Raw genomic sequence first — 23,347 nt, 5'->3', positions numbered from 1 at the left:
CAACGGTCCTTTTGTCTTTTTATGGTTCCAGCCGTATACGTCAACGTTCGTCGGCCGTCAACGCCCAGTCGGCCTGCGACGCACGCAGATGCCGCGCCGCGCGCCCTGTCGCGACGACCATCAGCTTCATCGTCGCGCGCGTCGCGCCGACGAACAGCTTGCGCGCGATGCGTTCGTCGAACTGCTCGAAATCGACTTCGGTGAGAATCACGCACGGCGCGGACTGTCCCTTGAAACGATAGATCGACTCCAGCAGCACGTCGCCCTCGCGATACTCCGGATTGCCGAACAGGTCGTATCGGCCCGTGAAACTGCGCAGACGGTGCGGGCCGAGCTGATCGAGCGACGTCATCGCCGAGCCTTCACGCCCGCGAAACGACAGCACCGCGATGTCCTGCCTGCGAAAGCCGAGCCCGAGCGCATGCGTGATCGCGCGTTTGGTCGCGTCGATGCTGCCTTCGGTTGCGTTGGCTTCGTCGTAGGTGGAAAACGAAATGTCCGAGCCGTCGAATGGACTGCCCGCCGTCAGTCCAGCCGCGAGCGGCGTCGTCGCACCGACGAGTTCGCGCACGTAATCGAGGATATCGCGCGGGCTGCGGTAGTTCGTGGTTTCCGTCAGCGTCGTCCAGCCGGGCAACTCGACAGACGCGCGCATATACAGGTTTTGCAGCGGATCCTCGAGCCACCACCAGGCGGCACCCGGGCGCAACAGACGTTCGAGCGCCGCGACCCACGGCTGCTGGAAATCCTGCCCTTCATCGACGATCAGCACGTCGAACTGCCAGCGCGCGTCGACCGGCGATTGCGCGAACGTGGCTTCGAGCTGTTCGAACACGTTCGGCGCATCGAAGTCCGGCGCGCGGCCCGCGTCGCGCGCGATCCAGTCGCAGAGCTGATGGTAGTTCGCGACCTTCGCCCCGGGCGGTGCCACGCGCGCGATGTGATCCGCGAGCGGCCGGTTGAAGCACACATACAACGTGCGTCTGCCTTCGGCGATCGCGTCTTTCATCACCTGCACCGCGAGCTGCGTCTTGCCGGAACCCGCCGTGCCCGTCACGCGTAGACGGAACGGCGTGAATTCGAGCCGCCGGGCCCACGTCGCGAGTCCGCCCGCGAGACGCGTGACAAGCGTGCCCGCCTGGCCGACGAGCGCGCTCGCGTCGGGAGTCAGCGCGAGTTCGTCGGCGAGAAAGTGGTGGATCTTCGCCGCGCACGCGAGACGCGGCTCATCCGCGGGAAGCGCCTCGCGGATGATCGCGGCAAGGCGCTCCTTGCGCGTTGCGTCGACGATGCGGGCCGGGTTCACGCCGGCAATCGCGGCGTCCTTCACGACGTGGTCGGGGCAATACAGCAGTTCCTCGATGAAAAACGAGTTCGCGCCGAGCGCCGCGGTGAAACGGCGGTGCATGCCTTCGACGGTGCGCGCCAGCGCGATCGCGACGTTGCGTTCGGTCTGCATGTGAACTTTCACGAGTCCCTTGGGCGTCTCGCGCAGAAAGCCGGTTTTCTGCTCGACGATCATCACGCGGCCCGACGGGCTGACGATCACGAAATCCGCTTCGCCGAACACCGAAAAGCCCTGGTTCAGACGCGTCCAGTGCACGCCGTGATACACGGTGTAATCGTCGGACAAAGCATGTTCGAGCAACGCGAGCGTTTCGCGCTCGCGCGAGGCGGCGCCGGTGGCGGCGAGATTTTTCCAGTTGTCGGGGACTATGCGGGCCATGCGATGCCTCGTCACTTTGAAGTGGGTATATTGTACGCAGCGATGTGGCTGTGGCCGGTAAAAACCGCCTTCATCGTGTATCGTTCAGGGTTCGACGCCGCGGCCATGCGCGGCGCTTTGCTTTCCAGGAGAACCGCCGAATGATCACGATCTGGGGACGCGCCAATTCCGTGAACGTCCAGAAAGTCCTGTGGTGTTGCGATGAGCTGTCGCTGCCCTACGAGCGCATCGATGCCGGCATGCAGTTCGGCCGCAACGATGCGCCCGACTATCTGTCGATGAATCCGACCGGCAAGGTCCCGACGCTCGTCGATGGCGATTACGTGCTGTGGGAGTCGAACTCGATCCTGCGCTATCTGGTGATGCAGTACGGACCGCCGTCGGGCTTTCTCTATCCCGCCGACCCGAAAATCCGCGCGCGCATCGACCGCTGGCTCGACTGGGCGCTGAGCACCCTGCAGCCGGCGGAGCGCCCGGTGTTCTGGTCGATCGTGCGCACGCCGGCCGCCGCACGCGACCTCGCCGCGCTCGAACGGGATGTGCAGGCCGTCGGCGTACTGTGGAAGCAGCTCGACACGCACCTGGTGGGCCGCTTCTTCCTGGAAACCGACAACTTCACGCTCGCCGATATCGTGCTCGGCGCGTATGCGAAACGCTGGTTCGGTCTGGAAGGCGTCGAACGCGGCTCGATGCCGAATCTGGAGCGCTGGTATGCGCGGCTCGAAAACCGTCCCGGATTCCGGAAGTACGTCGATCTGCCGCTGACATGACTGGCCGGGGCGGCCCGCCCCGGCTGCCTGACCGATGGAAAACAGAGCGCTGATGGAGCCTCGACGGGGCGTTCGATCGAAGTTCGCGATGCCCCGTATAATCGACGCATGAAGAACGCTTCCCCTACGACCGCACACCACCACGACGACGACCATGGGCCCGCCGGCACGGGGTCGTCGGAGGCTGCGCTCGCGCTGGCAGAAGAATATTGTCGCGAACGCGGCGAGAAATTGACGCCAATCCGCCGCAAGGTGCTGGAACTGCTGCTTGCCTCAGGCCGGGCAACGAAGGCGTACTCGCTGCTCGACGACATGCGTCAGATTCACCCCGGCTCCGCACCGCCCACGGTGTATCGCGCACTGGATTTTCTGCTGTCCGCCGGGCTGGTCCACCGGATCGAATCGATCAACGCGTTCACGGTGTGCCATGATCTGACGCAATGTCAGCATGGCATTCTGGTCGTCTGTCAGCAGTGTGGCAACGTCACCGAGCTGCATCAGCCGAAGCTGCGTCAGGCGCTCGTCGCGCAGATCGAAGACGCAGGCTACAGTCTCGCCAGCGATGAAATCGAACTGAAAGGCCTGTGCGCTGCCTGCCAGGCAGAAAACGCAGCGAAAAGCGCGTCACCCGAAGGCAAACCCGCGAAGAACGCGGAAGTCGCGCGCGGTTAATAGCGCATCTCATCGATCACGCGCGGGCTTCGCGCGTGATTTCCTTCGTACACAGCGGCGGCGCACCCGCGGCGCGGGTCACCGCATCGCCCGTGTACATCTCAACCCCACACCACACCCTCACTTCAGGATTCAACCTGCCGCGCGCGCCTCGATCGCGTCGCGCAACAGCGTGACGAGCGCGTCGGGACGTGCCGGTTTCGTCATGAAGTGCTGAAAACCTTCGCCGATACTTCGCAGGCGGTAGGCGTCGTCGGTGTGGCCGGTGAGTGCCACCGCCACCGAAGGGGCGTGGTCACCGCGAATCTCGTGGTCGCGCAGTCGCTGGATAACGTAGAAACCGTCCATGGCGGGCAAATCGATATCGCAGACGATGGCGTCCGGTAACAACCGGACCGCCGCCTCGACACCTTCTTCCGCGTCCGCGACCGCGATGACGCGTGCCCCTTCCGATTCAAGCAGGCTCGCCAGCGATTCCCGGCTCTGCGGGTCATCCTCGACGAGTACGATGGTTGCCTGATCGAGTCTCAACTCTCCGTTCATTTTGCTTTGCTGCTTATAGAAAGGTTAGGCGGTCACGCGCAGCTGTTATCTGGGCGAACCGGTGCGCTACGTTCGGGTAGACCCCGTTTTGCGCGACGGGTTGCAGTCATTTTGCGTTGCGCGGCGTGCGAGCCTCATCGCGTTGTCCTCCGTTGCAGGCACTGCACCGCTGTGTCAGGCACAGCGGACGATAACGCGGGATCAAGACGAAGACATGAAAACGCGGCGGAAAAACCGCGCGAAAAAAGCGCCCTGCACGCCTTTCTTACAGGGCCTCATGTCGTCGTGACATCCCTCTCACGGATTGCCGTCGTGATTATCCGGCTGTGCAAAAAGGCACGGCCGGTCTCTTTCAGCGCGACGACCGGTTCGAACTCCGCGCCAGCCGGCATGTGCAATGCGGGCCTGAGCAAACGGCCGCCAGGTACGCCCCGGCGCCATCCGGATCGACGTTCTGAATTCAATCGTGTTGAGCACAATACGTGCCGAATCGCGCGCCGGATCCGGCGACAGGTCTGCGGTGCGCCCGCACTCAGCGTGCGGCGCCGTGTGGCCCGACACCCTGCACAAGCAGCGCAATGGCATGACGCGCGATGTCGTCGGCGCTGATCTGACGATGAATGGGATCGTTGCGCCATTCCCTGGAAGTCGCGAGCGGGAGGATCGTCAGCCCGAGTAACGAAAGAAACACGAGCGACGGCTCCAGACCCGCATTGAGCCGCCCCGCTTTCTGCCACTTCGCGATGCAGTCGATCAACGCCAGCCGGTGGGCGTTGCCAAACCGTGCATACATGCGCTGCTTGAGCAAGCCGCCCTCGCTGATCACTTCGCGCACCCACAGTGGCGGAAACCACGGATATTCGATCGCAATGTCCACGAGCCGCCGCGCCAGTTGCGTGATAGCCGCGACGGGATCGTCCGGATTGTCCTCGAACGCACCGCCGAGCGCTGCGCGCAGCGGCATGAAGCGCTCGTCGATCAGCACGTCGAGCAACTGGTCACGCGTCTTGAAGTAGTAATGGACCATCGCCGGCGTGACATCCGCTTCACGCGCGATGGCGCCGAGCGTCGTATCGACGATGCCCTGGCGTGCGAACAGCGCGAGCGCCACGTCGAGGAGCCGCGTGCGCTGGTCAGACCCACGCGCGCTGCCCGTGGGCCGGCCAGGACGACGCGGCGCGGCGCCGGCTGCCGCCGGACGGTCATCGGGTGTTGCCGTGACGGTTGCCCCCGCCCGCGACGTGCCGCTCGCTCCCCCACTATCCGGTTTTCTCTGTGCCATATCCGTTTCGACGATTTCCGTTTGACGATTCGTTCTTCATCGCATATATTAATCTTCTCATTAATTAATATCAAGCAACCCTACTCTCACATGGATCAGCCCCCTTCACTGAGCGCGGACCCAGGCGACTTCGGCGAATCCCGCATCGATTCGCCTGCGCCCGCGCATCCGCCGCTGCGCATCCTGTTTACCGCGCTGCTGCTTGTCATGCTGCTGGCCGCGCTCGACCAGACGATCGTCTCGACCGCCCTGCCAACCATCGTCGGCGAACTGGGCGGTCTGGATAATCTCTCGTGGGTGGTCACGGCGTATCTGCTCGCCTCGACGATCGTCGTGCCGCTGTACGGCAAGTTCGGCGACCTGTTCGGCCGCAAGATCGTCCTGCAGACGGCCATCGTGCTGTTCCTTGTCGGCTCCGCGCTGTGCGGCGCCGCGCAGAACATGACGCAGCTGATTGTGCTGCGCGCGCTTCAGGGTCTCGGTGGCGGCGGTCTCATGGTCGTCACGATGGCCGCCATCGGCGACGTGATTCCGCCGGCCGACCGTGGCCGCTATCAGGGCATGTTCGGCGGCGTGTTCGGTCTCGCGACGATCATCGGTCCGTTGCTGGGCGGCTTTCTCGTCGAGCATCTGTCATGGCGCTGGATTTTCTACATCAACCTGCCGCTCGGCATCGGCGCGCTGCTCGTGATCGCAGCGGTTTTCAAACCGCATACGAAACACATCAAACACGCAATCGACTACATGGGTGCCGGGTTCCTCGCGACCGCACTGGTCTGCATCATCCTGTTCACCAGCCAGGGCGGCACGCTACTGCCGTGGAGTTCGCCGCAATTGTGGTTCACGCTCGCGGTCGGTCTCGTATGCATCGGCGGCTTTATTTATGAAGAACGTCTTGCCGAAGAGCCGATCATGCCGCTCGAACTTTTCAGGGACCGCACGTTCCTGCTGAGCTGTCTGATCGGTTTCATCGTCGGCGTGTCGCTGTTCGGATCCGTCACGTTCCTGCCGGTGTACCTGCAGGTCGTCAAGAATTCGACGCCCTCGGAAGCCGGCATGCAGATGCTGCCGATGATGGGCGGGCTGCTCGTGATGTCTGTCGTCACAGGTCGCGTGATCAGCAAGATCGGCCGGTACCGGATATTTCCGATTGCTGGCACGTTTCTCGTTGCCGTCGCGATGACCCTGCTGGCGCGCATCCAGATTTCCACGCCGCTGTATGTGATGTATCTGTACATGGGCCTGCTCGGCTGCGGCCTCGGCATGGTCATGCAGGTGCTGATTCTCGCCGTGCAGAATGCAGTCGAATTCCGGCACATGGGCGTGGCAACGTCCGGTGCGACGCTGTTCCGTTCGATCGGCGGCTCAGTGGGAGTGGCGGCGTTCGGCGCGGTGTTTTCACGCCAGCTTCATTCACGCCTGAGTGAACTCATTCCGGCCGGAACGGAGTTGCCGCAGTCGCTTGGGCCGGCCACGATCCACCAGTTGCCCACCGCGCTTCGCGACGATTATCTGCAGGCGTTCGCGGGCGCGCTGCACACGGTGTACTTCGTCGCCGCGTGCGTGGTCGTGCTGGCGTTCGTGCTCGCATGGATGCTCAAGGACATCCCGCTGCGCAAACATCACTGACGCACGCAGATCCTCTGCTTTCCTGACTTTCGTACGACTGGACGCACGCCGCGTCCAGTCCTGCAGTCAGTCGACATTCATCTGACCAGACAGAAAAAACCTGCCGCATTGCGATGTGGCGCGTACAAAAAATGTCTGTCTGAATCGTTCTCCTGACGTGTCCGGAACCAATGTGTGCGTTAGACGAGAACGCGATTGACGTTGGCGCGGAAACGACACATATTGCATTCAGGCGCCCTCCCGAAACTGCTTCGGCAAGTCCGCTGACCAGTGCGTATGTCCCCTGAAGTACCGTGAATTACGCAGCTACTGCGGTTCGCCGTGATGACGATCCGTAACGTGCCGTTCAAAGGCACCGCGTATAACTGGTGGGTTGAACGCATGTCCACCCAGACGAGTCCCGGCCGAACGTTCCCGACACCCTGCAAACGGTGCGGCGGCGCACTGTATCCGCCAGATGAAACGTGTCCGTGGTGTGGTGCGAGTCATGCCGTCGCTTACGGCGTGCGGTTGAAAGCGGCTTCCCATCCGCAAGTCCACGCGCAGACCCACGCGCCGGCGCCATCCGGCATTCCGCCGACGGGCATGCCCGCCGATATCGCGCAGCCCGCTGGACACGCGCAGCCGCTCATGTTGCCCGATACGCCGATTCCTCCGCTCGATATGCCCGAGCCCGTCTGGCGCAGCGTGGGCCGCTGGATTTTCAGCAAGGGGCTCGTGCTGACATTCTTTCTTTTTTCACTCGGCTACGCGGGCTATACGCTCTTTAGCGAACACAAGTCCGATACGGTCGCCGACGAACCGGCCGCCAGCAGCGCGAGCGGCAGCATCCAGCCGTATCCGGGAGCGCCGGGAGCGCAGCCATCGCAAAGCGTCACTTCGATCGCTCCTGTTACACCTGCACCCGTGGCGCAGACGCCGCCGACGCGGCGACAGGCCGCCGCTGCTTCGCCATCGATACCGCCCATCCCAACCTTGCCGCCATTGCCCGGCGCGGCGCCCGCCGCTGCCGTCGCGGTGGCGCCCGTCGTGCCGCCGGTTCCTCCGTTACCCACGCGCACGCCCACACGCCATCGCGATGTGCCCGAAAGCCTGCAGGCAGCGCACGCGAGCCTGCAGGCAAACGATCTGACGGGCGCGCAGGCGGCGCTCTCTGAAGTGCTCGCCACACGGCCCGACAATGCCGACACACGACTCATGCAGCAGGATCTGCTTCAACGCCTGCTCAAGCGCGATGCGTTGGTACGCGCGGCGAACGCCTGCATGCAGGACCGGCTGTGGAGTTGCGTGCGGCACAACGCATCCGGTGCACTCGCCGTCGATTCATCCAGTAACGACGCGAAGACCCTGCTTGAACGTTCGATCCGCGAGGCCGGCTGGAACTCGCCCGCACTGCCGACCGCGCGCGGCGGCGCACAGGCCACCGCACCCGGCGCGGCGGTCGCGGCCGCGGCGCCCCGCGCGCACGCCCCGCGTCCCGCTGCACCGCGTGTGCCCGCAAACGCGGTCGTGGCGCCGGCGGATGTGCCAGCACCCGCAATGGCACGGACACCCGCATCGGCGAATGTTTCTGCATCACCCGCGCCGCCGTCGTCTGTCGCGACCCAGGCAACGGACGCGAACAGCATCGACGCACGGGAACGCGCGATTCGCGAATCCGGCTGGAGCCATCCGGCGACGAGTGGCGCGGCGGCAACCTCGACGGCTTCGCCCGCGCATTGACGGACGCATCGACGCGATCACGCCATGACACGATGCACCCGACACATCAGACCGCACGCATCGATCAGGATGCCTCGCTGATCACATAACACACGACATCACAAACCTGATTCAACACCACGCGCGACGCTGCGCGAGTCTCAGTTACAACCACACAGAAAAGGTGGAGACCATGTTCAAGCTCATTCTGGCGGGATGCATCGGCCTGGCGCTGGCGTCGTCGGTGGCGCTGGCGGACAACGCGCACTACAAGATCGTCACCGGACCGGAACGCGGCACGTACATCCAGATCGGCGCGGACCTCGCGAAATGGGTCGCGCCGCAGGCAGGTATCGATCTCGAAGTCATGCCGTCCAAAGGCTCCGCCGAAAACGTGCAGCGCATGCGTTTCGAACCCGGCGTGAAGCTCGCACTCGTACAGTCGGACGTGTATCAGGCGTACGTCGACATGGCGAACAGCGGCAACGCCGACGCGGGCACGACGATTCGTCCGCTGCGCCTCATCATGCCGCTCTATGACGAAGAGATCTATTTCGTCGTGCGCGCCGATTCTCCGCTGAAGACCATCAACGAGATCAAGAACCAGAACATGAGCGTCGGCCTGATTGGCAGCGGCACCGCGCAATCGGCAACCACGCTGTACCGGCTGATGTTCGGCGCACCGGTTCCCGATCAGTACGCGCAGCATCTGTCGAACGAAGATGCGCTTGCCGCGCTGATCGTGAAGAAAATCGACGTCGCGGTGATCGTCGCGGGGCAGCCGGCCAGGCTCTTCACCGACATGAATCCCGAACTGCTGCAGCAGATCCGCGTACTCAGGCTCGATCCCGCCGCGCCCGAAACCGCGCGCGCGAAACAGACGTATTTTCCCGCGACGATCCGCGCGTCGAACTATCCGAACTGGCTTAAGGAAGACGTGCAGACGCTCACCGTGAAAGCCTTCCTTGTCACGTACGACTACAACCTGCGCGACACCGTCGGCAATCTCAACCGGTTCGCGGATTCACTGTGCACGAATTTCGACAACCTCCAGGAACACGGCCATCCGAAGTGGAAGCAGGTGAAGATGGAGCTGCCGAATCTAGGCAAAGGATGGAAGTACTATCCGCCAGTGGAAAAGCGCCTGCGCGCGTGCTTCGCGCACAAGACCGCGGTCGCGGCAACGAATGGCCCTGGTCCCGCAACGGATGATCCGGCGAAGTCGCCGAAGCGCCCATGCACCGACGAGGAGCGGCTGCTGCTCCTGTGCGGAAAGCAGTGACACGCGACGCTGCCCGCGCGGGCAGCGTCCCCCATGTCACGTATCGCGTGACGCACGCTCCATCGCGCGCTGCAATGCTTCGTAGACCCTGGGCCGCGTGCATTGCGACGCGTTGAAGCGCAGAAAACCCGCCGCCGACTGCGATGCGCTGAACACGTTGCCCGGTGCGAACACCACGTCCTCCGTGAGCGCATGACGCGCGACCCGCGCGGCATCGAGCGAATCCGGCAACTTCGCCCAGATGAACATGCCGCCGCGCGGTCGCGTCCAGATGTGCAAGCCTGCCTGCGTGAGACGCCGCGCGGTATCGCCCATTGCATCGGCGAGCCGGGTGCGCATGGTTTCGAGATGGCGCCGGTACGTGCCGTCCACCAGCAGGCGATGCACGACACCCGCGGCGAGTTCACCGTTGCCGAACGATGTCGCGAGCTTCAGGTCGATGAGCGGCTCCACCCAGTCGCCGCGCGCCGCGATATAACCGCAGCGCACCGCCGCCGACAGCGTCTTCGAATAGCTGCCGATCGACACCACGCGCGCAAGGCCGTCGAATGCGGCAAGCCGTGGCGCGGGTTCGTCCTCGAAGTCGGCGAAGATGTCGTCCTCCACGATCAGCAGATCGTGCTCGCCCGCAAGCTTGAGCAGACGATGTGCGATTGCCGGCGCAAGCGTCGCGCCAGTCGGGTTGTGGATCGCGGAGTTCGTCACATAAAGCCGCGGACGATGCTTCACCAGCGCCTGCTCGAACTGCGCGAGATCGGGCCCCGACGATGTATACGGAACGCTCACCATCTGCACCCGGTGCGCCCGCAGTTGGGCCTGAAAATTGAAGTAGCCGGGATCGTCGATCAACACCGTATCGCCTGGTTCGAGCAGGAAGCGACACACGAGATCGAGCGCATGCGTGCCGCCATCGGTGAGCACGATCTGCTCGGGCGGCGCGTCGACGCCATGTTGCGACAGCCGCCATGCGATCTGCTGGCGCAACGCAGGCAGGCCGCGCGGCGACGCGTATTCGACGAGCGGCCCATGCGCGTCGCGCGCAACGGCACGGAGCGCGCGACGCACACCCTCTTCGGGCATCCACGCGGCCGGCATCCAGCCGCAGCCGGGTCGCAGCGCTTTCGCGTCGCTTTCGAGGGATTGACGCGTGAGCCACAACGGGTCGACATCACGATCGCGCGGCGGCCCGATATCGGCGAGCGCGAACGGCGGCGCGTGGCCGGAGACGAAAAACCCCGAGCCGCGCCGCGACACGATCGCGCCTTCTGCGACGAGCCGGTCATATGCGTCGACCACCGTCGATTTCGACACGCCGAGCGTGTCGGTCATCGAGCGGATCGACGGCACGCGTGCGCCCGGCATCAGCGCGCGGCTCGCGATGCGCTCGCGCAACGTGTTCATGACCAGCGCGACGCGCGTGCCCGTGGCCGCCGAACTCATCCTGTCATCTTCCGCCATCCGTACTGCTCCCTGACCGGTACAGTTTGTCTGAATTGTACTGATCCGTAGCTTACGCTTTATCGTGCGACAGAGGATGCTCGACGTTTTCATGCAGCATCGGACACTCTCCATGACAAAAACAGGCAACGGCTGGCTGAGCGGACTGGCTGGCGTACTTATTTTCAGCGGCTCGCTGCCCGCGACGCGCATCGCCGTCCAGGGTTTCGATCCCTTCTTTCTGACTGTCGCGCGGGCGTCGATTGCCGGCACGCTCGCGTTCATGTTGCTGCTGCTGTTTCGCGAAACCCGCCCTGCCCGGCGCGACCTGCTGCCGCTCGTGGTGGTCGCGCTCGGCGTGGTGGTCGGCTTTCCGCTTCTGACCGCGCTTGCGCTGGAACACATCACGGCCGCGCACGCGATAGTGTTCATCGGCCTGCTGCCGCTTTCGACGGCGATATTCGGCGTGCTGCGCGGCGGCGAACGGCCACAGCCGGCGTTCTGGCTCTTTTCCGCACTCGGTAGCGCATCGGTCGTGGCGTTCGCGCTGCGCAACGGCATTCATGCGTCACCGCTCGGCGACACGTTGATGGTGGCCGCGATCGTCGCCTGCGGACTGGGCTATGCGGAAGGCGCGCGACTGTCACGTCATCTCGGCGGCTGGCAGGTGATTTCGTGGGCGCTCGTGCTGGCGTTGCCGGTCATGCTGCCGCTCATGTGGTGGGCATGGCCCGCATCGTTTGCGGGTGTGAGTCACGCGGCGTTCTGGGGGCTCGCGTACGTGTCGCTCTTCAGCATGCTGATCGGCTTCGTGTTCTGGTATCGCGGACTGGCGCTGGGCGGCATCGCAGGCGTCGGACAACTGCAGCTCCTGCAGCCGTTCTTCGGGCTGATGCTCGCCGCACTGCTTCTGCACGAACAGGTGCCGCCCGCGATGATCGCGGTGACGATTGTCGTGGTTGCATGCGTGGGCGGCGCGCGCCGCTTCGCGAAAAGCGCGCCGGTGCCGCAGCACGCAACCTGAGCACGCATCGCGCGCCGTCTCAGGCTACGTAGTCACACAGCTGAAGCGTACCGTCGACGCGCCGGATGCTAGTGACGCGGCGGCGGCGGACGATGTGGCCGGGGAGGCGGCGGTGGTGGGCGCCGGTAAGGCCGGTGGTGATATGACGGTGGCCGGTTCCATCCCGGCCCGTAATAGCCGTTGTAGACGACGGGCGGCGGCCCGTAGTTCCCGGGCGGCACATACACGACCGGCGGCGGCGACACGGCGACCAGACCCGGCAGTCCGATCACGACGCTCACATCGGTGCGCGCCCGGGCACCCTGAACGGCTGCCAGCATGCTCAATCCGACGATCACCGCAGCAGCATGATGTTTCATCGCGAGCCTCCGTGATCGCGGGTGCGGGATGACGCAGCCTGTACGCACGTCCCGTTTCGTAACGTGTCCAGCACGCTACGCCCGCTCACTTCTTCTTCGACGACTTGTGCGCCGGACGATGCGTGTCGGGACGCCGGAAAACCCGATCGGCGATTTTCTTCTGCGCGTCGGGCATGCTGTCATAAAGCGGCTGGAACGCGGCGAGCAGCGTTTTGTTGCCATCGGCATGCGCCTGCGCGATATCGCCCCACGACTTCAGGTTTTCGACCGCCGTTTCGTTCGCCATGCTGTTATGCCGTGCTTCAAAAAGATCGTGCATCGTGCGCGCATTGTCACGCATCGAGTCCGCGACCTTTGCCCATTGCGGCTCCTGGTCCGGTGTGATCTTGAGCTCTGAATGGAGTTCGCTGATACGTTCCTCGACATGACTGTCGCGCGCCGCCGGCTTCGTGCTACCCGCGCCCGAGGCCATGTTGGAACTGGCTGCACTGGCAGGCGATGCGGCCGGTGTCTGGGCGCCTACGTTCGTTGCAAGTGCAAGTACTGTTAAGGCAATGACAGATTTCATGCATGCTCCGTGTCAGGTTCAGGAATTGCATCACGTACGAAGATATATACCACGCAGATGACACACGCAAACGCCGCGTGTCCTGCTGACGATGCGCCGCAGCTTACATTTTCATGCACAGGCAGGCTCATCGCGAGCCGTGCTGTTTTTTTGAGCGGCTTCAAATTCGTGCGCACTACGGGCATAGTAAAAGCTCGCACGCCAGCCTCCCCCCTCTCTTTCCAGACACGCATGAATACCGGATCCCATACCGAAGCGAACGCCGCGCCCGGCACCACGGCGCCACACGTGCGCGACGCCACCGAAGCCGATCTGCCCGCGATCCAGGCCATCTACGCGCACCATGTGCTTACAGGCGTCGCATCGTTCGAGGAAACGCCGCCTTCAGTCGACGATCTTCGCGCCCGTCGCGAATCGGTGCTCGGGCATGGCCTGCCTTACATGGTGGCGGAAGTCGACGGTGTCGTGGCCGGCTACTGCTACGCGACGCCGTACCGGCCGCGTGCCGCGTATCGCCACACGATCGAAGACTCGATCTATGTCGACGATGCGTTTCGCGGGCGCGGCATCGGCCGCATCCTGCTCAAGGCGTTGATCGAACGTTGCGAGTCGGGACCGTGGCGGCAGATGATCGCCGTGATCGCCGATGGCGGAAGCGGCGGTTCGATGTCGCTGCACGGCAGTCTTGGCTTCGAGCTGACCGGTACGCTCAAGGCCGTCGGCTTCAAGCACGGCCGATGGCTCGATACGACGCTCATGCAACGCACGCTTGGCCCGGGCACCGATGCTCCGCCACGGGACTTCAGCCGCAAGAATTGAACGCCCGCCCGTTAAACCGCGAAAGAACGCGGAACGTCGAACGTGTTGAAATCGCGGCACGCCGGCTCTTCTTCCGGCGCCGCGTGATACGTGGATTGCACGCGGCTTTCAGCGCAGTGACTGGCGATCAGGCGCAGGCAAACGTCTGAACAGCGACGGATAGTCGATGACGAGACCGTCTTCGTCGATTGTCATGTTCGCGGCGAAATTGCGGAAGATGCCTTCGTAGCGATACTCGCGATCGGGTTCGATACACGTGTACGCCTGCTCGACGCGGCTGACCGCGAGATCCGGCGTCGAAATATAAGCCACGGAAATCGGCTGACGCGCACCCTTTGCCAGTTTCAGCCGGCGGATGGGCAACGTGTTGGTGAACGGCGTGGCGGCGATGTCGATGTCGATACAACCTTCGATTGCGTCCAGTGCACGACCGCTGCCGTCGCGCCAGTGACCCGCGCCATCGCCGCGCAGTTCCACTTCGCCACCGCCCGCGATCTTCAGCCACGCATGCGTCGCGCGCCATTGCACGTCGCAGGTCACGCTGTAGAACAGACCGTAGGAACGCCCATATCGCTGCCCGACGACGGCGCTCTCGACATGAAACCCGTCACCGCGCGCATCGAACGCGAGATGCTCGATGCCGTCGCCTTCTTCCGATGTCCAGCGGACTTCACGCATATCGATACCTCCTTCAGGTCGATTTCAGCGATGACGCTGCAAATAGCCACTATCGATGCTGGCACATGCCGGGTGAAGGGCAACTGACCTATGCTCGCGGTTTCAATCCGCCAGTCGCGCCGGGTGCTTCGCGCGATCTTCTCTTCATCCTGTATGCACGCGACGACCACCCCGACCGAATCCGCGGCGCTACGCACCCTGCTGCGCAGTCTCGGGCAAATCGTCCTGCAAGGAAACGCCGCGACGGGCGCGTGCGTGCTCGCGGCACTCGTCATCTGCGATCCCCGGCTCGCCTGCGCGGCGCTCATGGGTGCCGTCAGCGCGAACATCAGCGCCGTGCTCGCGGGTTATGACGAGCAGGATACACGCGCCGGCCTGCACGGTTTCAACGGCGCGCTGGCCGCACTGGCCGCCTTCACGTTCATCGCCGACGATGCGACCGCCGCCGCCATCGCCATTCTTGCCGCGACCGCCACGGCATGGATACACGATCCGTGGTCGCGTCTCCTGCAAAGGTTTCATGTCTGCTGCTATTCGAGCCCGTGTCTGATCGTGACGTGGGCGTGGCTTGCGCTGGTCGGGTCTGCCGCGCACACCGATGCACCGCATGGCGTCATCAGTGCCGTGGGCGTGATTTCGTCGATGGACGTGCTGCATGGCGTGTTCGCCGGCGTTGCGCAAACGACGTTCGCTTCGGGCGCGTTACCGGGCATGCTGATCGTCGCGGGCATCGCGGCCTCATCGCGACGGCACGCGTGCTGGGCGCTCGCAGGCGCCGCGCTCGCAACCGGCGGGCATCTGCTATCCGGCGCGACACTCTCCTCGTTCGACGCGGGTCTGCTGGGTTTCAACGGCGCGCTCGCCGCGCTTGCGGTAGCGGACAGCGCCGCCATAGCGGCAGTCGCGGCCATCGCGTTATCGGTGCTGCTGCAACAGCTTGCTAACCACCTCGGCTGGACCTGCATGACCGCGCCATTTGTGATCGCGGCCTGGTGCGCGCATGGGATTACACGCCTCACGACCGGCCACGGAAGCACTTCACGCATCACGTCGATCTAGTGCGACGACCCGCGCCCAAACAGCGCGGTCGATTGCCGCACATCCCCCTGCGACAGCACGCCGCGGCGCACAAATCCGCCGCGTGAAAACTCCGATACTGATCAACGGCTTATCTCGATAACGTCCGTGCGTGCTGCCCTGCACGTGCCGTCGCGCCCTGTTCCGCGACGCAGCAAATCCGCGCGCATTCCCCTACGCTTGCGTCCATCTGCACATCGCAGTGCGTTTCGACAGCGGTCGACGCGCGTAGTCTGATTTTCGCAACCTGCTCATGAACACTGCACTCTCGGCATTCGATCTCGCCCGGCTTCAGTTCGCATTCACGATTTCCTTTCACATCATCTTTCCGGCGCTGAGCATCGGGCTCGCCAGTTTCATCGCCGTACTCGAACGGCGCTGGCTCAAAACCGGCAAGGCGTACTACAAAGACCTTTGTCTCTTCTGGTCGAAGATCTTTGCAGTGGCCTTCGGCATGGGCGTCGTCTCCGGCGTCGTGATGAGCTACGAGTTCGGCACGAACTGGTCCGGCTTCTCCAGTTTCGCGGGCCCCGTCACCGGCCCGCTTCTGATGTACGAGGTGATGACCGCCTTCTTCCTCGAAGCGGGCTTCCTCGGCATCATGCTGTTCGGCTGGCAGCGCGTCAGCGCGCGTGCGCACTTCGGCGCGACGCTGATGGTCGCGCTCGGCACGCTGATCTCGACGTTCTGGATTCTCGCGTCCAACAGCTGGATGCAGACGCCGCAAGGCTTCGAAGTCGTCAACGGCCAGGTCGTGCCGCTCGACTGGTTCAAGATCATCTTCAACCCGTCGTTTCCGTACCGGCTCGCGCACATGTCGATCGCCGCGTTCATCGTCGGTGCGCTCGTCGTCGCGGCCGTGGGTGCGTGGCATCTGCTGAAGGGCCGGCGCGACGCGGCCACGAAAAAGATGTTCTCGATGGCGCTCTGGATGCTGCTGGTTCTCGCACCGGTTCAGGCGCTGGTCGGCGACCAGCACGGCATCAACACGCGTGAATATCAACCGGCCAAGATTGCCGCGATCGAGGGCCTGTGGGACACGGAAAAAGGCGGCACGGCGCTCAACCTCTTCGGCCTGCCCGACATGAAGGCGGAAACAACCCGCTACGCGGTTTCGATTCCACACCTCGGCAGCCTGATCCTCACGCATAGCTGGGATGGCGAGATTCGCGGACTGAAAAGCTTCGCTCCGCAGGACCGGCCGAATTCGACGATCGTGTTCTGGAGTTTTCGCGTGATGGTCGGGCTCGGCGTACTGATGATCCTGATGTCGCTGATCGCGTGGGCACTGCGACGCGGCGACCGCCTCTATGAATCGAAGTGGTTCCTGCGCTTTGTCGTCGCGATGGGGCCGACGGGTTTCATCACGCTGCTCGCGGGCTGGATCACGACCGAAGTCGGACGCCAGCCGTGGGTGGTCTACGGCGTGATGCGTACCGTGCAGGCCGTTTCGCCATTGACGGCGCAGCAGGTCGGCATCTCGCTGATGGCATTCGTGATCGTCTACTTTCTCGTGTTCGGCACCGGCGTCTATTACATGCTCAAGCTGATGCGCACCGGCCCCACGCTGCCGGGCGACACGCATGACGCGTTGCCTGGCAACACACCCGGTCACACCGCGCGCCGGCCGCTTTCCGCCGCCGACGCGATGATCGACGCTGCATAAAACCCCTGTATTTCAAGGCGAAAACGAAATGGACGTTACCGTAGTGTGGGCCGGGATCATCGCACTGGGCCTTTTCATGTATGTCGTGCTGGACGGCTTCGATCTCGGCATTGGCATTGTGTTTCCGTTCTTCCCGGACGAGAAGGAACGCGACCTGATGATGAATACCGTCGCGCCCGTGTGGGACGGCAACGAAACGTGGCTCGTGCTCGGCGGCGCCGGCCTCTTCGCGGTGTTTCCGGTCGTCTATTCGACGGTGCTTTCGGCGCTGTATCTGCCGCTCGTGTTCATGCTTACGTGCCTGATCTTTCGTGGCGTGTCATTCGAAATCCGCTCGAAGGCGAACCGCACGAAGCATCTGTGGGACCTGGCGTTCATCGGCGGCTCGACGGGCGCGGCGTTCTTTCAGGGCATCGTCCTTGGCGCGTTCCTGCAGGGCATTCCGGTCGTGGACGGCAGCTTCGCCGGCGATGCGTTCGGCTGGCTCACGCCGTTCAGTCTGCTGACTGGCCTCGGGCTCGTCGTCACGTATGCGCTGCTCGGCTGCTGCTGGCTCGTCGCGAAGACCGAAGGCGATCTGCAACGGCGCCTGCATCGCGTTGTCTGGCCGCTCACCGTGGTGCTGCTCGGGTTCATCGCCGTGGTCAGCCTGTGGACGCCGCTGCAAGACCCGGCGATCGCCGCGCGCTGGTTCCATGACGGGCTCTTCTATCGCCTGCTGCCGGTGCCGCTCCTCGTCGCGATCTGCGCGTTCTTCATGCGGCGTGCCGTGCGGAATCGTCACCACAATACGCCGTTCGCGCTCGCGCTCGGACTTGTGCTGCTCGGCTACGCCGGCTTGCTGGTGAGCCTGTGGCCGTATGCGATCCCGTCGAGCATGACGCTCTGGGAAGCCGCCGCGCCACGTTCGAGCCAGGTGTTCACGCTCGTGGGCGCCGCGGTGATCCTGCCCGTCATCCTCGCGTACACGACGATGGGATACTGGGTATTTCGCGGCAAGGTTCGTCATGGCGATATCCATTACCACTAAGCCGCTGAAAACCAGCAGCCATCGCCGGATATCCACTGAGGAAACCGGAACGCACGTCGCACACATCATCGCCAACCCTATGCGCCTCACTGCCCTGACCCGTTTCCGCGCACGCAAGCGCGGTGCCGCAAGCTTCCGTCTGCCTGGCTGGCTCTGGTTCGTGCTGTTGTGGGGCGGCGGTGTTTCGGCGGCCGTCTCGCTCGGTTTCGCGTTCCGGATCTTCATGAACGCGACGCTCTTCGCGGTTTCGCGTTAACGCGATCACGCCGGAAAGCGGGCTGCGAAGCCCACAAGAAACACCCGTTTGAACCGTGCCGCATATTCTGCAATGCCAGGTGTGGAACGGTTCAAAATCGCTTCAATCCACTCGTCTACCTGGTAAGCCATGCAAGGATGTCTGCGTGGCCTGCTGCGGTCGTTGCCAGGGGTCACGCCTCGCAGCGAGGCAACCTGGCGACACAGGGAGAAGACGGACGCGCATCGGCTCGCCGCATCGGGCAGAATAGCCACACTGCGGCGCTGACCGGTTCCGACCGTCAGACAACAAGAGTAGCAGGACAAACCGGCAGGGCCCACACGCGGAGACATCATGAAGTTTCTTGTGGCCGACGACCATGAACTGATCCGCCAGGGCGTCAAAGGCCTGCTGCGCGGACTCGATGCCGATGCCCAGTTCGACGAGGCCGATACGTGGGAGACGCTCGCCGCCGCCGCGCGGCCCGATGCCAACCATGACCTCGCGATTGTCGATCTGCACATGCCCGGCATGGAGGGAGCGGGATCGCTGGAAGTCCTGCTCAAGGCGAACCCGGCGTTGCCGGTGGTCGTCCTTTCCGCTGAAGAATCGCCCGACGAAATGCGCGCCGTGCTCGCCGCCGGCGCGCTCGGCTTCGTGCCGAAGCGCCAGCCCGCGAGCGTGATGTTGAAGGCGATCGAACTGGTGCTGTCCGGCGGCGCCTACGTGCCGATGGAAGCGCTCAGCCTGCTCGGCACGCGCGACGCGGCCGGCGCGGCGGCCGCGCGCGCTCCCGCGGGCGCCGAGACAGCCGTCCTCGAAACCGTGCCGCCCGCGCATCAGTTGCAGCCGCATCAGCGGCATCTGCTGGAAAACCTGTCGCCGCGCCAGCAGGACATCATGCGGCTCGTGCATCGCGGCTGGACCAACAAGATGATCGCGCGTGAACTCGGTGTCGCCGAAGGAACCGTCAAGGTACATCTGTCGGTGATTTTCCGGGCGCTGGGCGTGCATAACCGGTCCACCGCGATCGCCGTGATCAACGGCTGGCTCGAAGCCGGCAAAACGCTTTAGCGCGGAGATTGCACGTATCGTGTTGCGGGCAGTGCGTTCAATGCTGTCCGTCGATGGCGACAGGCGGCTGCGCACCAGCCGACTCGCCACCTGTCGTACCCGATTCGACGCCGCTTTTCGCCGCGTGCTGCTGCCACAGGCTTTCAAGCGTGCGGCGCAGACGCGCCGGCGTCACCGGTTTGTGCAGCACCGGAATACCCTGCGCGGAGAGCGCCTCCAGATCGGGCGAAGCCATGTCGCCGGTAATCAGCAGCGTGGCGACCTCGCCGTGCCCCGTGTGGCGCAGCGCATCGCGCACGGCGTACAGCGCCTGCGCGCCCGTTCGATGGTTCGACAACTGGTAGTCGCAAAGCACCGCATCCGGCACGAACCCTTCGTCGACCGCCTGCAGCGCCTGGATTTCGTCCGGTACGCCGCGCACGACGCAGCCCCAGCGACCAAGCAACGCCGACAGCCCTTCGAGAATCGATGGATCGTCGTCGATGCATAGCACACGCCGCCCTTCGATCGCCGGACTGTTCACCACGGTGTCGCCGAGACTCGACACGATCCGCGCCGGGTCGCCCGGCTGAACGAGGAACCGGAACGTCGAACCGCGCCCCGGCGCCGAGTTCATCTGCAATTCTCCGCCCAGCAGTCCCACCAGCCGGCGCACGGTCGGCAGCCCGAGGCCGTGCCCCTGGCGCGCGTCGCGCTGCGGATTGGCGACCTGATAGAACTCCTCGAAAATGCGCTCCTGTTCAGCGCGCGGAATGCCGATACCTGAATCGCGCACTTCGATATAGCCGCCCGCGCGGCGCCCCGCGCGACGAAAACCCAGCCAGATCGCGCCGTCCTCGGTATAACGCACCGCGTTGGACAGCAGGTTGCTCAGCACGCGTTCGAGCAGCACCGGATCGCCATGCACCACGACGGCAGTCGGCGCGATCCGCAGCGCCAGCCCTTTCGCGGCGGCCTGCGGCCGGTACTGGCTACCGACGCGCTCGAACAGTTCGTCGAGCCGGAAATGCAGCCGGATCACCTGCGTCACCCCGCTCTCCAGCCGCGCGAGGTCGAGCACCTGGTTGAACAGCTGGTTGAGCGCCTCGACGTTGCGCACGATATGGTCGGCGGTCTTCGCGTGCTGCGCGGGCGCGACGGTGCCGTCGTTGAGCGACGCCGCGAGCAGCCCGATCGCATGCAGCGGCTGCCGCAGATCGTGGCTCGCGGCCGCGAAAAACCGTGTCTTCGCGAGGCTCGCCTCTTCGGCGACCAGCTTCTGCGCGGCCAACGATTCGGCCAGATACTGCTGGTCGACGCGCGCCTCGACGACCCGGCGGAACAGCTTCCGGTAGCTCAGCGCATACACGTTGATCGCGCAGAAGAAAAACGCGAGGACGATCGCGAGAATCGTGCGGTCGAACGTGTGGACGCTGAAATGAAGCGCAATGGCCGGCAATAGCAGGAACGGAATCGCGGTCACGAAGTTGAGAAAATCGAAACCGTTCGACATGAACACGCCGGCTGCGAGCGTGACGAGCATCACCGTGTGCAGCAGCGGCAGGTCGACATGGACGCTCTGGAACGCGAACCAGATCGCGGCACCCGGCGCCGAGTAGAGCAGCGCACCGCGCAGCGCGTGCAGATTGATCCAGGCGCGCGGCGAAAGCGCCGTGGGCCAGCGGCGATTGCACAGCCACAGCGCGAGCCCCGCGCAGTTGGCGAAGCCGTAAAAGCCGAAACACAGCGCGAACAGATGGGGGAACGGAATATCGGGCCAGTAGATCGCGACCAGCACGACGATCGAAAACCAGTGCGATACAAAGGCAATCGGATCCTGCGCATACAGGACCGGCACGAGATCTTCGTCAATGGCGCGCTGGATGGGATCGGCCCGCATCGTGCGGTCTCCTTGCCGGAAGCCGGCGGTCTGGACGGCGAACCGTGCGGGTTGCACGCGCCGTGATGTCCGTTCTGCCCGTTATGCCGTTTCGTCGCGATGGTTTACCCGGCAGTTTACCCATCAGCTAACACTTAATCCATATAGGCGAAGCCGCCGGCAAAAACCATACTGGTTGCAACTTACCAGCGCGGCCGAAGCCTTTCGGGGCTTTTCAGACAGCCAGCTTCAAGGCTTCCCGGCGGATTATCCGCTTCCCCCGCGCTCCATGCCTCAAATTAACCGACGGAGGCTTTCATGGGCGCCATTGCGGGCCGCGAACTGGCACGACACCTCGACGACGCGATCCTGCCCGATCTGTGGCGGCGTCGCACCCAACTCTCGCACGACGAAATGGCGTCGATGTACGATCTCGTGCGGCGCGCGCTGCGGGCCTATCATCCCGTCGAGCTGCAGGCGCTCGGCGAAGACAAGGAAGAACTCGTCGCGCAGTTCATCTACACGAAGGTGCTGCGTCTCGCGCCGGGCCACACCGGATCGCAGGCCTGCCCGGAAAGCGCGCCGTCGAGCAGCTACGCGCTCTGTGCGTACTTCCGCCGTTATCTGATCGACTGTCTGCGCAGTGCAAGTCATCAACGTAACGTCTCCATGGAAAACGACGGCATGGAACAGGAAATCGACCTGCACGCGCAGGCGCTCGAAGACCCCGTCGACAGCGTGCTGACCGATTACGGTCTCAACGAGCACTGCGTGCGCCGCGCCGCCCGGGCCTTTATCGCCAGCCTCGACGAACCCGAGCAGATCGTGCTCGCCGGCAGCCTTGGCTGGTGCTCCGAATGCAAGGGCGGTCTTTCCGCGGTTGCCGCGCAGTTCAGCGTGCCGTCGTATCACTATCGCGCCGTCAAACTCGGCGTCACCATGAAAAAGACGGCCGACGCCGGCGATTTTTCCAATACGAAGATCGGCTGCTGGCTCACCGACGTACTCGGCATCGAGATCAGTCTCGACAACCGCGACGCGATTCTCGTCGTGCTGAATCTGCTCGCCGCCGAATCGAACGCGCAGGAAATGAATGAAGCAGCCGCCTGACTGAAGCGCAGCTGGGTGCAGTCCTTCGTGTGCGGACCGGGCGCACGGAGGACTGCGTTTTTTGGCATCCGGAAATGCAGCTGCAAGCTATCTAGTGCGCGAGCATCGCGCCGAGATTGAGTTCATCGGCAACTTTCTTCAATCGCTTATCGCGCGTCCAGATGGTGATGCCGGGTTGGAGACGCGCGGACGCCAGCAGTGAAGTGTCGACGTATCCGATGCCGCGGTTGAACAAACCCTCGTGCTTGATCAGGTAAAAAATTTCCTCCGGTGTTGCGACTGGCGCGCGTGGCAGGTCGAGCAAAGCGCCAGACACGGCGTCACGATTACGTAGACTCCCGAGCAAAATCTCGCCTGTCACATAGGGATGAGCCAGCACACGCTCCTCGTTAAGCAGGCTGACCAGCATGGAATCGGAGGCACTGATATGGTCAATCCAGACCGACGTGTCGACCAGAATCATTCAACGTCCTGCCGGCGCCGTGGCGCGCCCTTGATACCCGGTTGGCTACCGCCAAGATTCGCGAGTCGTTTCGCGGCTTCACGCTGGATCAACGCCTTTAGCGCTTCGCGCACGAGTGCCGTTTTTTCCTCTACGCCGGTATAGGCCTGCGCCCTGGCGATCAGGTCGTCATCGAGCGCGATAGTTGTACGCATGGGAACCTCCTTAAACGAGAGCATCAATTATAACATCGAATGATGCCTCTAATAGTGCATTACGTTCCACAACAAAGATCCGTACTTTTATATATCGCTGGCTGTTCGTCGCTGCCGGTGATTTCCTTCATCGCAGCGACCATGTGCATC

Annotated in this window: 23 protein-coding genes; 13 read left to right on the top strand and 10 right to left on the bottom strand. The window is 63.8% G+C overall.

Translation table 11 applies throughout. From position 1 onward, the window contains the following. Positions 1-40 precede the first annotated feature (40 nt). A complete protein-coding gene (locus LPA37_RS09820) occupies positions 41-1,726 on the bottom strand; it encodes an ATP-binding domain-containing protein (protein WP_228981785.1) in 1,686 nt (561 codons plus the stop codon). 140 nt (positions 1,727-1,866) lie between these two features. On the opposite strand from LPA37_RS09820, the gene LPA37_RS09815 reads away from it, so the two are divergent. Both LPA37_RS09815 and LPA37_RS09810 read left to right on the top strand, forming a co-directional pair. Continuing rightward, on the top strand, positions 1,867-2,496 hold the full coding sequence (locus tag LPA37_RS09815; RefSeq protein ID WP_228981783.1) for a glutathione S-transferase family protein: 630 nt from the start codon (positions 1,867-1,869) through the stop codon (positions 2,494-2,496). 108 nt (positions 2,497-2,604) lie between these two features. Next, a complete protein-coding gene (locus tag LPA37_RS09810) occupies positions 2,605-3,168 on the top strand; it encodes a Fur family transcriptional regulator (RefSeq protein ID WP_228981782.1) in 564 nt (187 codons plus the stop codon). Between the two features lie 132 nt (positions 3,169-3,300). On the opposite strand, the gene LPA37_RS09805 is transcribed toward LPA37_RS09810, so the two are convergent. Both LPA37_RS09805 and LPA37_RS09800 read right to left on the bottom strand, forming a co-directional pair. Continuing rightward, a complete protein-coding gene (locus tag LPA37_RS09805) occupies positions 3,301-3,711 on the bottom strand; it encodes a response regulator (RefSeq protein ID WP_228981780.1) in 411 nt (136 codons plus the stop codon). Between the two features lie 532 nt (positions 3,712-4,243). Further along, positions 4,244-4,993, bottom strand: coding sequence for a TetR/AcrR family transcriptional regulator (locus LPA37_RS09800; RefSeq protein ID WP_228981778.1), 750 nt, complete (start codon positions 4,991-4,993; stop codon positions 4,244-4,246). Positions 4,994-5,083: 90 nt separating this feature from the next. Here LPA37_RS09800 and LPA37_RS09795 point away from each other — a divergent pair, with 90 nt between their 5' ends. The 3 genes from LPA37_RS09795 to LPA37_RS09785 all read left to right on the top strand — a co-directional run bounded on the left by LPA37_RS09795 (position 5,084) and on the right by LPA37_RS09785 (position 9,605). Continuing rightward, complete coding sequence (locus LPA37_RS09795) at positions 5,084-6,622, top strand: MDR family MFS transporter (RefSeq protein ID WP_228981776.1); 1,539 nt, start codon at positions 5,084-5,086, stop codon at positions 6,620-6,622. Between the two features lie 510 nt (positions 6,623-7,132). After that, positions 7,133-8,344, top strand: coding sequence for a hypothetical protein (locus LPA37_RS09790; RefSeq protein ID WP_229012425.1), 1,212 nt, complete (start codon positions 7,133-7,135; stop codon positions 8,342-8,344). Positions 8,345-8,516: 172 nt separating this feature from the next. After that, positions 8,517-9,605 (top strand): TAXI family TRAP transporter solute-binding subunit, encoded by a 1,089-nt coding sequence (locus LPA37_RS09785; RefSeq protein WP_229012424.1) that lies wholly within the window; start codon positions 8,517-8,519, stop codon positions 9,603-9,605. A gap of 36 nt (positions 9,606-9,641) precedes the next feature. On the opposite strand, the gene LPA37_RS09780 is transcribed toward LPA37_RS09785, so the two are convergent. After that, positions 9,642-11,063: an aminotransferase-like domain-containing protein gene (locus LPA37_RS09780; protein ID WP_229012423.1), complete on the bottom strand. Its 1,422-nt coding sequence runs from the start codon at positions 11,061-11,063 to the stop codon at positions 9,642-9,644. A 112-nt stretch (positions 11,064-11,175) separates the two neighbouring features. Between LPA37_RS09780 and LPA37_RS09775 the strand changes: the two genes are divergently transcribed. Continuing rightward, positions 11,176-12,066, top strand: a complete 891-nt coding sequence (locus tag LPA37_RS09775) for a DMT family transporter (protein WP_228981765.1) — start codon at positions 11,176-11,178, stop codon at positions 12,064-12,066. 68 nt (positions 12,067-12,134) lie between these two features. On the opposite strand, the gene LPA37_RS09770 is transcribed toward LPA37_RS09775, so the two are convergent. Both LPA37_RS09770 and LPA37_RS09765 read right to left on the bottom strand, forming a co-directional pair. Next, a complete protein-coding gene (locus tag LPA37_RS09770; protein ID WP_229012422.1) occupies positions 12,135-12,425 on the bottom strand; it encodes a hypothetical protein in 291 nt (96 codons plus the stop codon). Positions 12,426-12,510: 85 nt separating this feature from the next. Continuing rightward, a complete protein-coding gene (locus LPA37_RS09765) occupies positions 12,511-12,993 on the bottom strand; it encodes a Spy/CpxP family protein refolding chaperone (RefSeq protein ID WP_229012421.1) in 483 nt (160 codons plus the stop codon). 231 nt (positions 12,994-13,224) lie between these two features. Between LPA37_RS09765 and LPA37_RS09760 the strand changes: the two genes are divergently transcribed. Next, a complete protein-coding gene (locus tag LPA37_RS09760; protein WP_229012420.1) occupies positions 13,225-13,812 on the top strand; it encodes a GNAT family N-acetyltransferase in 588 nt (195 codons plus the stop codon). Between the two features lie 108 nt (positions 13,813-13,920). Here the strand turns inward: LPA37_RS09760 and LPA37_RS09755 are convergent, their stop codons facing one another. Beyond that, positions 13,921-14,490 (bottom strand): putative glycolipid-binding domain-containing protein, encoded by a 570-nt coding sequence (locus tag LPA37_RS09755; RefSeq protein WP_228981760.1) that lies wholly within the window; start codon positions 14,488-14,490, stop codon positions 13,921-13,923. A 153-nt stretch (positions 14,491-14,643) separates the two neighbouring features. On the opposite strand from LPA37_RS09755, the gene LPA37_RS09750 reads away from it, so the two are divergent. From LPA37_RS09750 to LPA37_RS09730, 5 genes are all read left to right on the top strand, one after another. After that, positions 14,644-15,549 carry an urea transporter gene (locus tag LPA37_RS09750; protein WP_229012419.1) on the top strand — a complete coding sequence of 302 codons (906 nt, stop codon included), beginning with the start codon at positions 14,644-14,646 and terminating at the stop codon, positions 15,547-15,549. 271 nt (positions 15,550-15,820) lie between these two features. Beyond that, positions 15,821-17,233 (top strand): cytochrome ubiquinol oxidase subunit I, encoded by a 1,413-nt coding sequence (locus LPA37_RS09745; protein WP_229012418.1) that lies wholly within the window; start codon positions 15,821-15,823, stop codon positions 17,231-17,233. A 28-nt stretch (positions 17,234-17,261) separates the two neighbouring features. Next, a complete protein-coding gene (gene cydB / locus LPA37_RS09740) occupies positions 17,262-18,263 on the top strand; it encodes a cytochrome d ubiquinol oxidase subunit II (protein WP_228981754.1) in 1,002 nt (333 codons plus the stop codon). 79 nt (positions 18,264-18,342) lie between these two features. After that, the gene (locus LPA37_RS09735; RefSeq protein WP_228981752.1) at positions 18,343-18,519 is read left to right on the top strand and encodes a hypothetical protein; all 177 of its coding nucleotides are present in this window, start codon (positions 18,343-18,345) and stop codon (positions 18,517-18,519) included. A 333-nt stretch (positions 18,520-18,852) separates the two neighbouring features. Continuing rightward, entirely contained in the window at positions 18,853-19,572 is a 720-nt protein-coding gene (locus LPA37_RS09730) for a response regulator transcription factor (RefSeq protein WP_228981750.1), read from the top strand. Between the two features lie 37 nt (positions 19,573-19,609). Here LPA37_RS09730 and LPA37_RS09725 read toward each other — a convergent pair whose 3' ends face one another. Beyond that, the gene (locus LPA37_RS09725) at positions 19,610-21,451 is read right to left on the bottom strand and encodes an ATP-binding response regulator (protein ID WP_229012417.1); all 1,842 of its coding nucleotides are present in this window, start codon (positions 21,449-21,451) and stop codon (positions 19,610-19,612) included. A gap of 297 nt (positions 21,452-21,748) precedes the next feature. Here LPA37_RS09725 and LPA37_RS09720 point away from each other — a divergent pair, with 297 nt between their 5' ends. Then, entirely contained in the window at positions 21,749-22,540 is a 792-nt protein-coding gene (locus tag LPA37_RS09720) for a hypothetical protein (RefSeq protein ID WP_229012416.1), read from the top strand. Positions 22,541-22,631: 91 nt separating this feature from the next. On the opposite strand, the gene LPA37_RS09715 is transcribed toward LPA37_RS09720, so the two are convergent. Both LPA37_RS09715 and LPA37_RS09710 read right to left on the bottom strand, forming a co-directional pair. Continuing rightward, the gene (locus tag LPA37_RS09715) at positions 22,632-23,003 is read right to left on the bottom strand and encodes a type II toxin-antitoxin system VapC family toxin (RefSeq protein WP_228981745.1); all 372 of its coding nucleotides are present in this window, start codon (positions 23,001-23,003) and stop codon (positions 22,632-22,634) included. After that, positions 23,000-23,197 (bottom strand): type II toxin-antitoxin system VapB family antitoxin, encoded by a 198-nt coding sequence (locus LPA37_RS09710; RefSeq protein ID WP_228981743.1) that lies wholly within the window; start codon positions 23,195-23,197, stop codon positions 23,000-23,002. Before LPA37_RS09710 ends, LPA37_RS09715 begins: the two co-directional genes overlap by 4 nt. Positions 23,198-23,347: the final 150 nt, after the last annotated feature.

Source organism: Paraburkholderia gardini, assembly GCF_907164545.1.
In the GTDB taxonomy this organism is placed as follows: domain Bacteria; phylum Pseudomonadota; class Gammaproteobacteria; order Burkholderiales; family Burkholderiaceae; genus Paraburkholderia; species Paraburkholderia gardini.
The sequence above is the reverse complement of the archived record's forward strand: the minus strand, read 5'-3'. Positions and strand labels throughout refer to the sequence as shown.

Bases quoted from the DNA above. Each gene is read 5' to 3' on its own strand.
- LPA37_RS09820 (WP_228981785.1), bottom strand. From the start codon at position 1,726: ATGGCCCGCATAGTCCCCGACAACTGGAAAAATCTCGCCGCCACCGGC.
- LPA37_RS09735 (WP_228981752.1), top strand. From the start codon at position 18,343: ATGCGCCTCACTGCCCTGACCCGTTTCCGCGCACGCAAGCGCGGTGCC.
- LPA37_RS09775 (WP_228981765.1), top strand. From the start codon at position 11,176: ATGACAAAAACAGGCAACGGCTGGCTGAGCGGACTGGCTGGCGTACTT.
- LPA37_RS09750 (WP_229012419.1), top strand. From the start codon at position 14,644: ATGCACGCGACGACCACCCCGACCGAATCCGCGGCGCTACGCACCCTG.
- LPA37_RS09800 (WP_228981778.1), bottom strand. From the start codon at position 4,993: ATGGCACAGAGAAAACCGGATAGTGGGGGAGCGAGCGGCACGTCGCGG.
- LPA37_RS09745 (WP_229012418.1), top strand. From the start codon at position 15,821: ATGAACACTGCACTCTCGGCATTCGATCTCGCCCGGCTTCAGTTCGCA.
- LPA37_RS09720 (WP_229012416.1), top strand. From the start codon at position 21,749: ATGGGCGCCATTGCGGGCCGCGAACTGGCACGACACCTCGACGACGCG.
- LPA37_RS09805 (WP_228981780.1), bottom strand. From the start codon at position 3,711: ATGAACGGAGAGTTGAGACTCGATCAGGCAACCATCGTACTCGTCGAG.
- LPA37_RS09730 (WP_228981750.1), top strand. From the start codon at position 18,853: ATGAAGTTTCTTGTGGCCGACGACCATGAACTGATCCGCCAGGGCGTC.
- LPA37_RS09810 (WP_228981782.1), top strand. From the start codon at position 2,605: ATGAAGAACGCTTCCCCTACGACCGCACACCACCACGACGACGACCAT.
- LPA37_RS09725 (WP_229012417.1), bottom strand. From the start codon at position 21,451: ATGCGGGCCGATCCCATCCAGCGCGCCATTGACGAAGATCTCGTGCCG.
- LPA37_RS09785 (WP_229012424.1), top strand. From the start codon at position 8,517: ATGTTCAAGCTCATTCTGGCGGGATGCATCGGCCTGGCGCTGGCGTCG.
- LPA37_RS09815 (WP_228981783.1), top strand. From the start codon at position 1,867: ATGATCACGATCTGGGGACGCGCCAATTCCGTGAACGTCCAGAAAGTC.
- LPA37_RS09760 (WP_229012420.1), top strand. From the start codon at position 13,225: ATGAATACCGGATCCCATACCGAAGCGAACGCCGCGCCCGGCACCACG.
- LPA37_RS09715 (WP_228981745.1), bottom strand. From the start codon at position 23,003: ATGATTCTGGTCGACACGTCGGTCTGGATTGACCATATCAGTGCCTCC.
- LPA37_RS09780 (WP_229012423.1), bottom strand. From the start codon at position 11,063: ATGGCGGAAGATGACAGGATGAGTTCGGCGGCCACGGGCACGCGCGTC.
- LPA37_RS09770 (WP_229012422.1), bottom strand. From the start codon at position 12,425: ATGAAACATCATGCTGCTGCGGTGATCGTCGGATTGAGCATGCTGGCA.
- LPA37_RS09755 (WP_228981760.1), bottom strand. From the start codon at position 14,490: ATGCGTGAAGTCCGCTGGACATCGGAAGAAGGCGACGGCATCGAGCAT.
- LPA37_RS09765 (WP_229012421.1), bottom strand. From the start codon at position 12,993: ATGAAATCTGTCATTGCCTTAACAGTACTTGCACTTGCAACGAACGTA.
- LPA37_RS09795 (WP_228981776.1), top strand. From the start codon at position 5,084: ATGGATCAGCCCCCTTCACTGAGCGCGGACCCAGGCGACTTCGGCGAA.
- LPA37_RS09710 (WP_228981743.1), bottom strand. From the start codon at position 23,197: ATGCGTACAACTATCGCGCTCGATGACGACCTGATCGCCAGGGCGCAG.
- cydB (WP_228981754.1), top strand. From the start codon at position 17,262: ATGGACGTTACCGTAGTGTGGGCCGGGATCATCGCACTGGGCCTTTTC.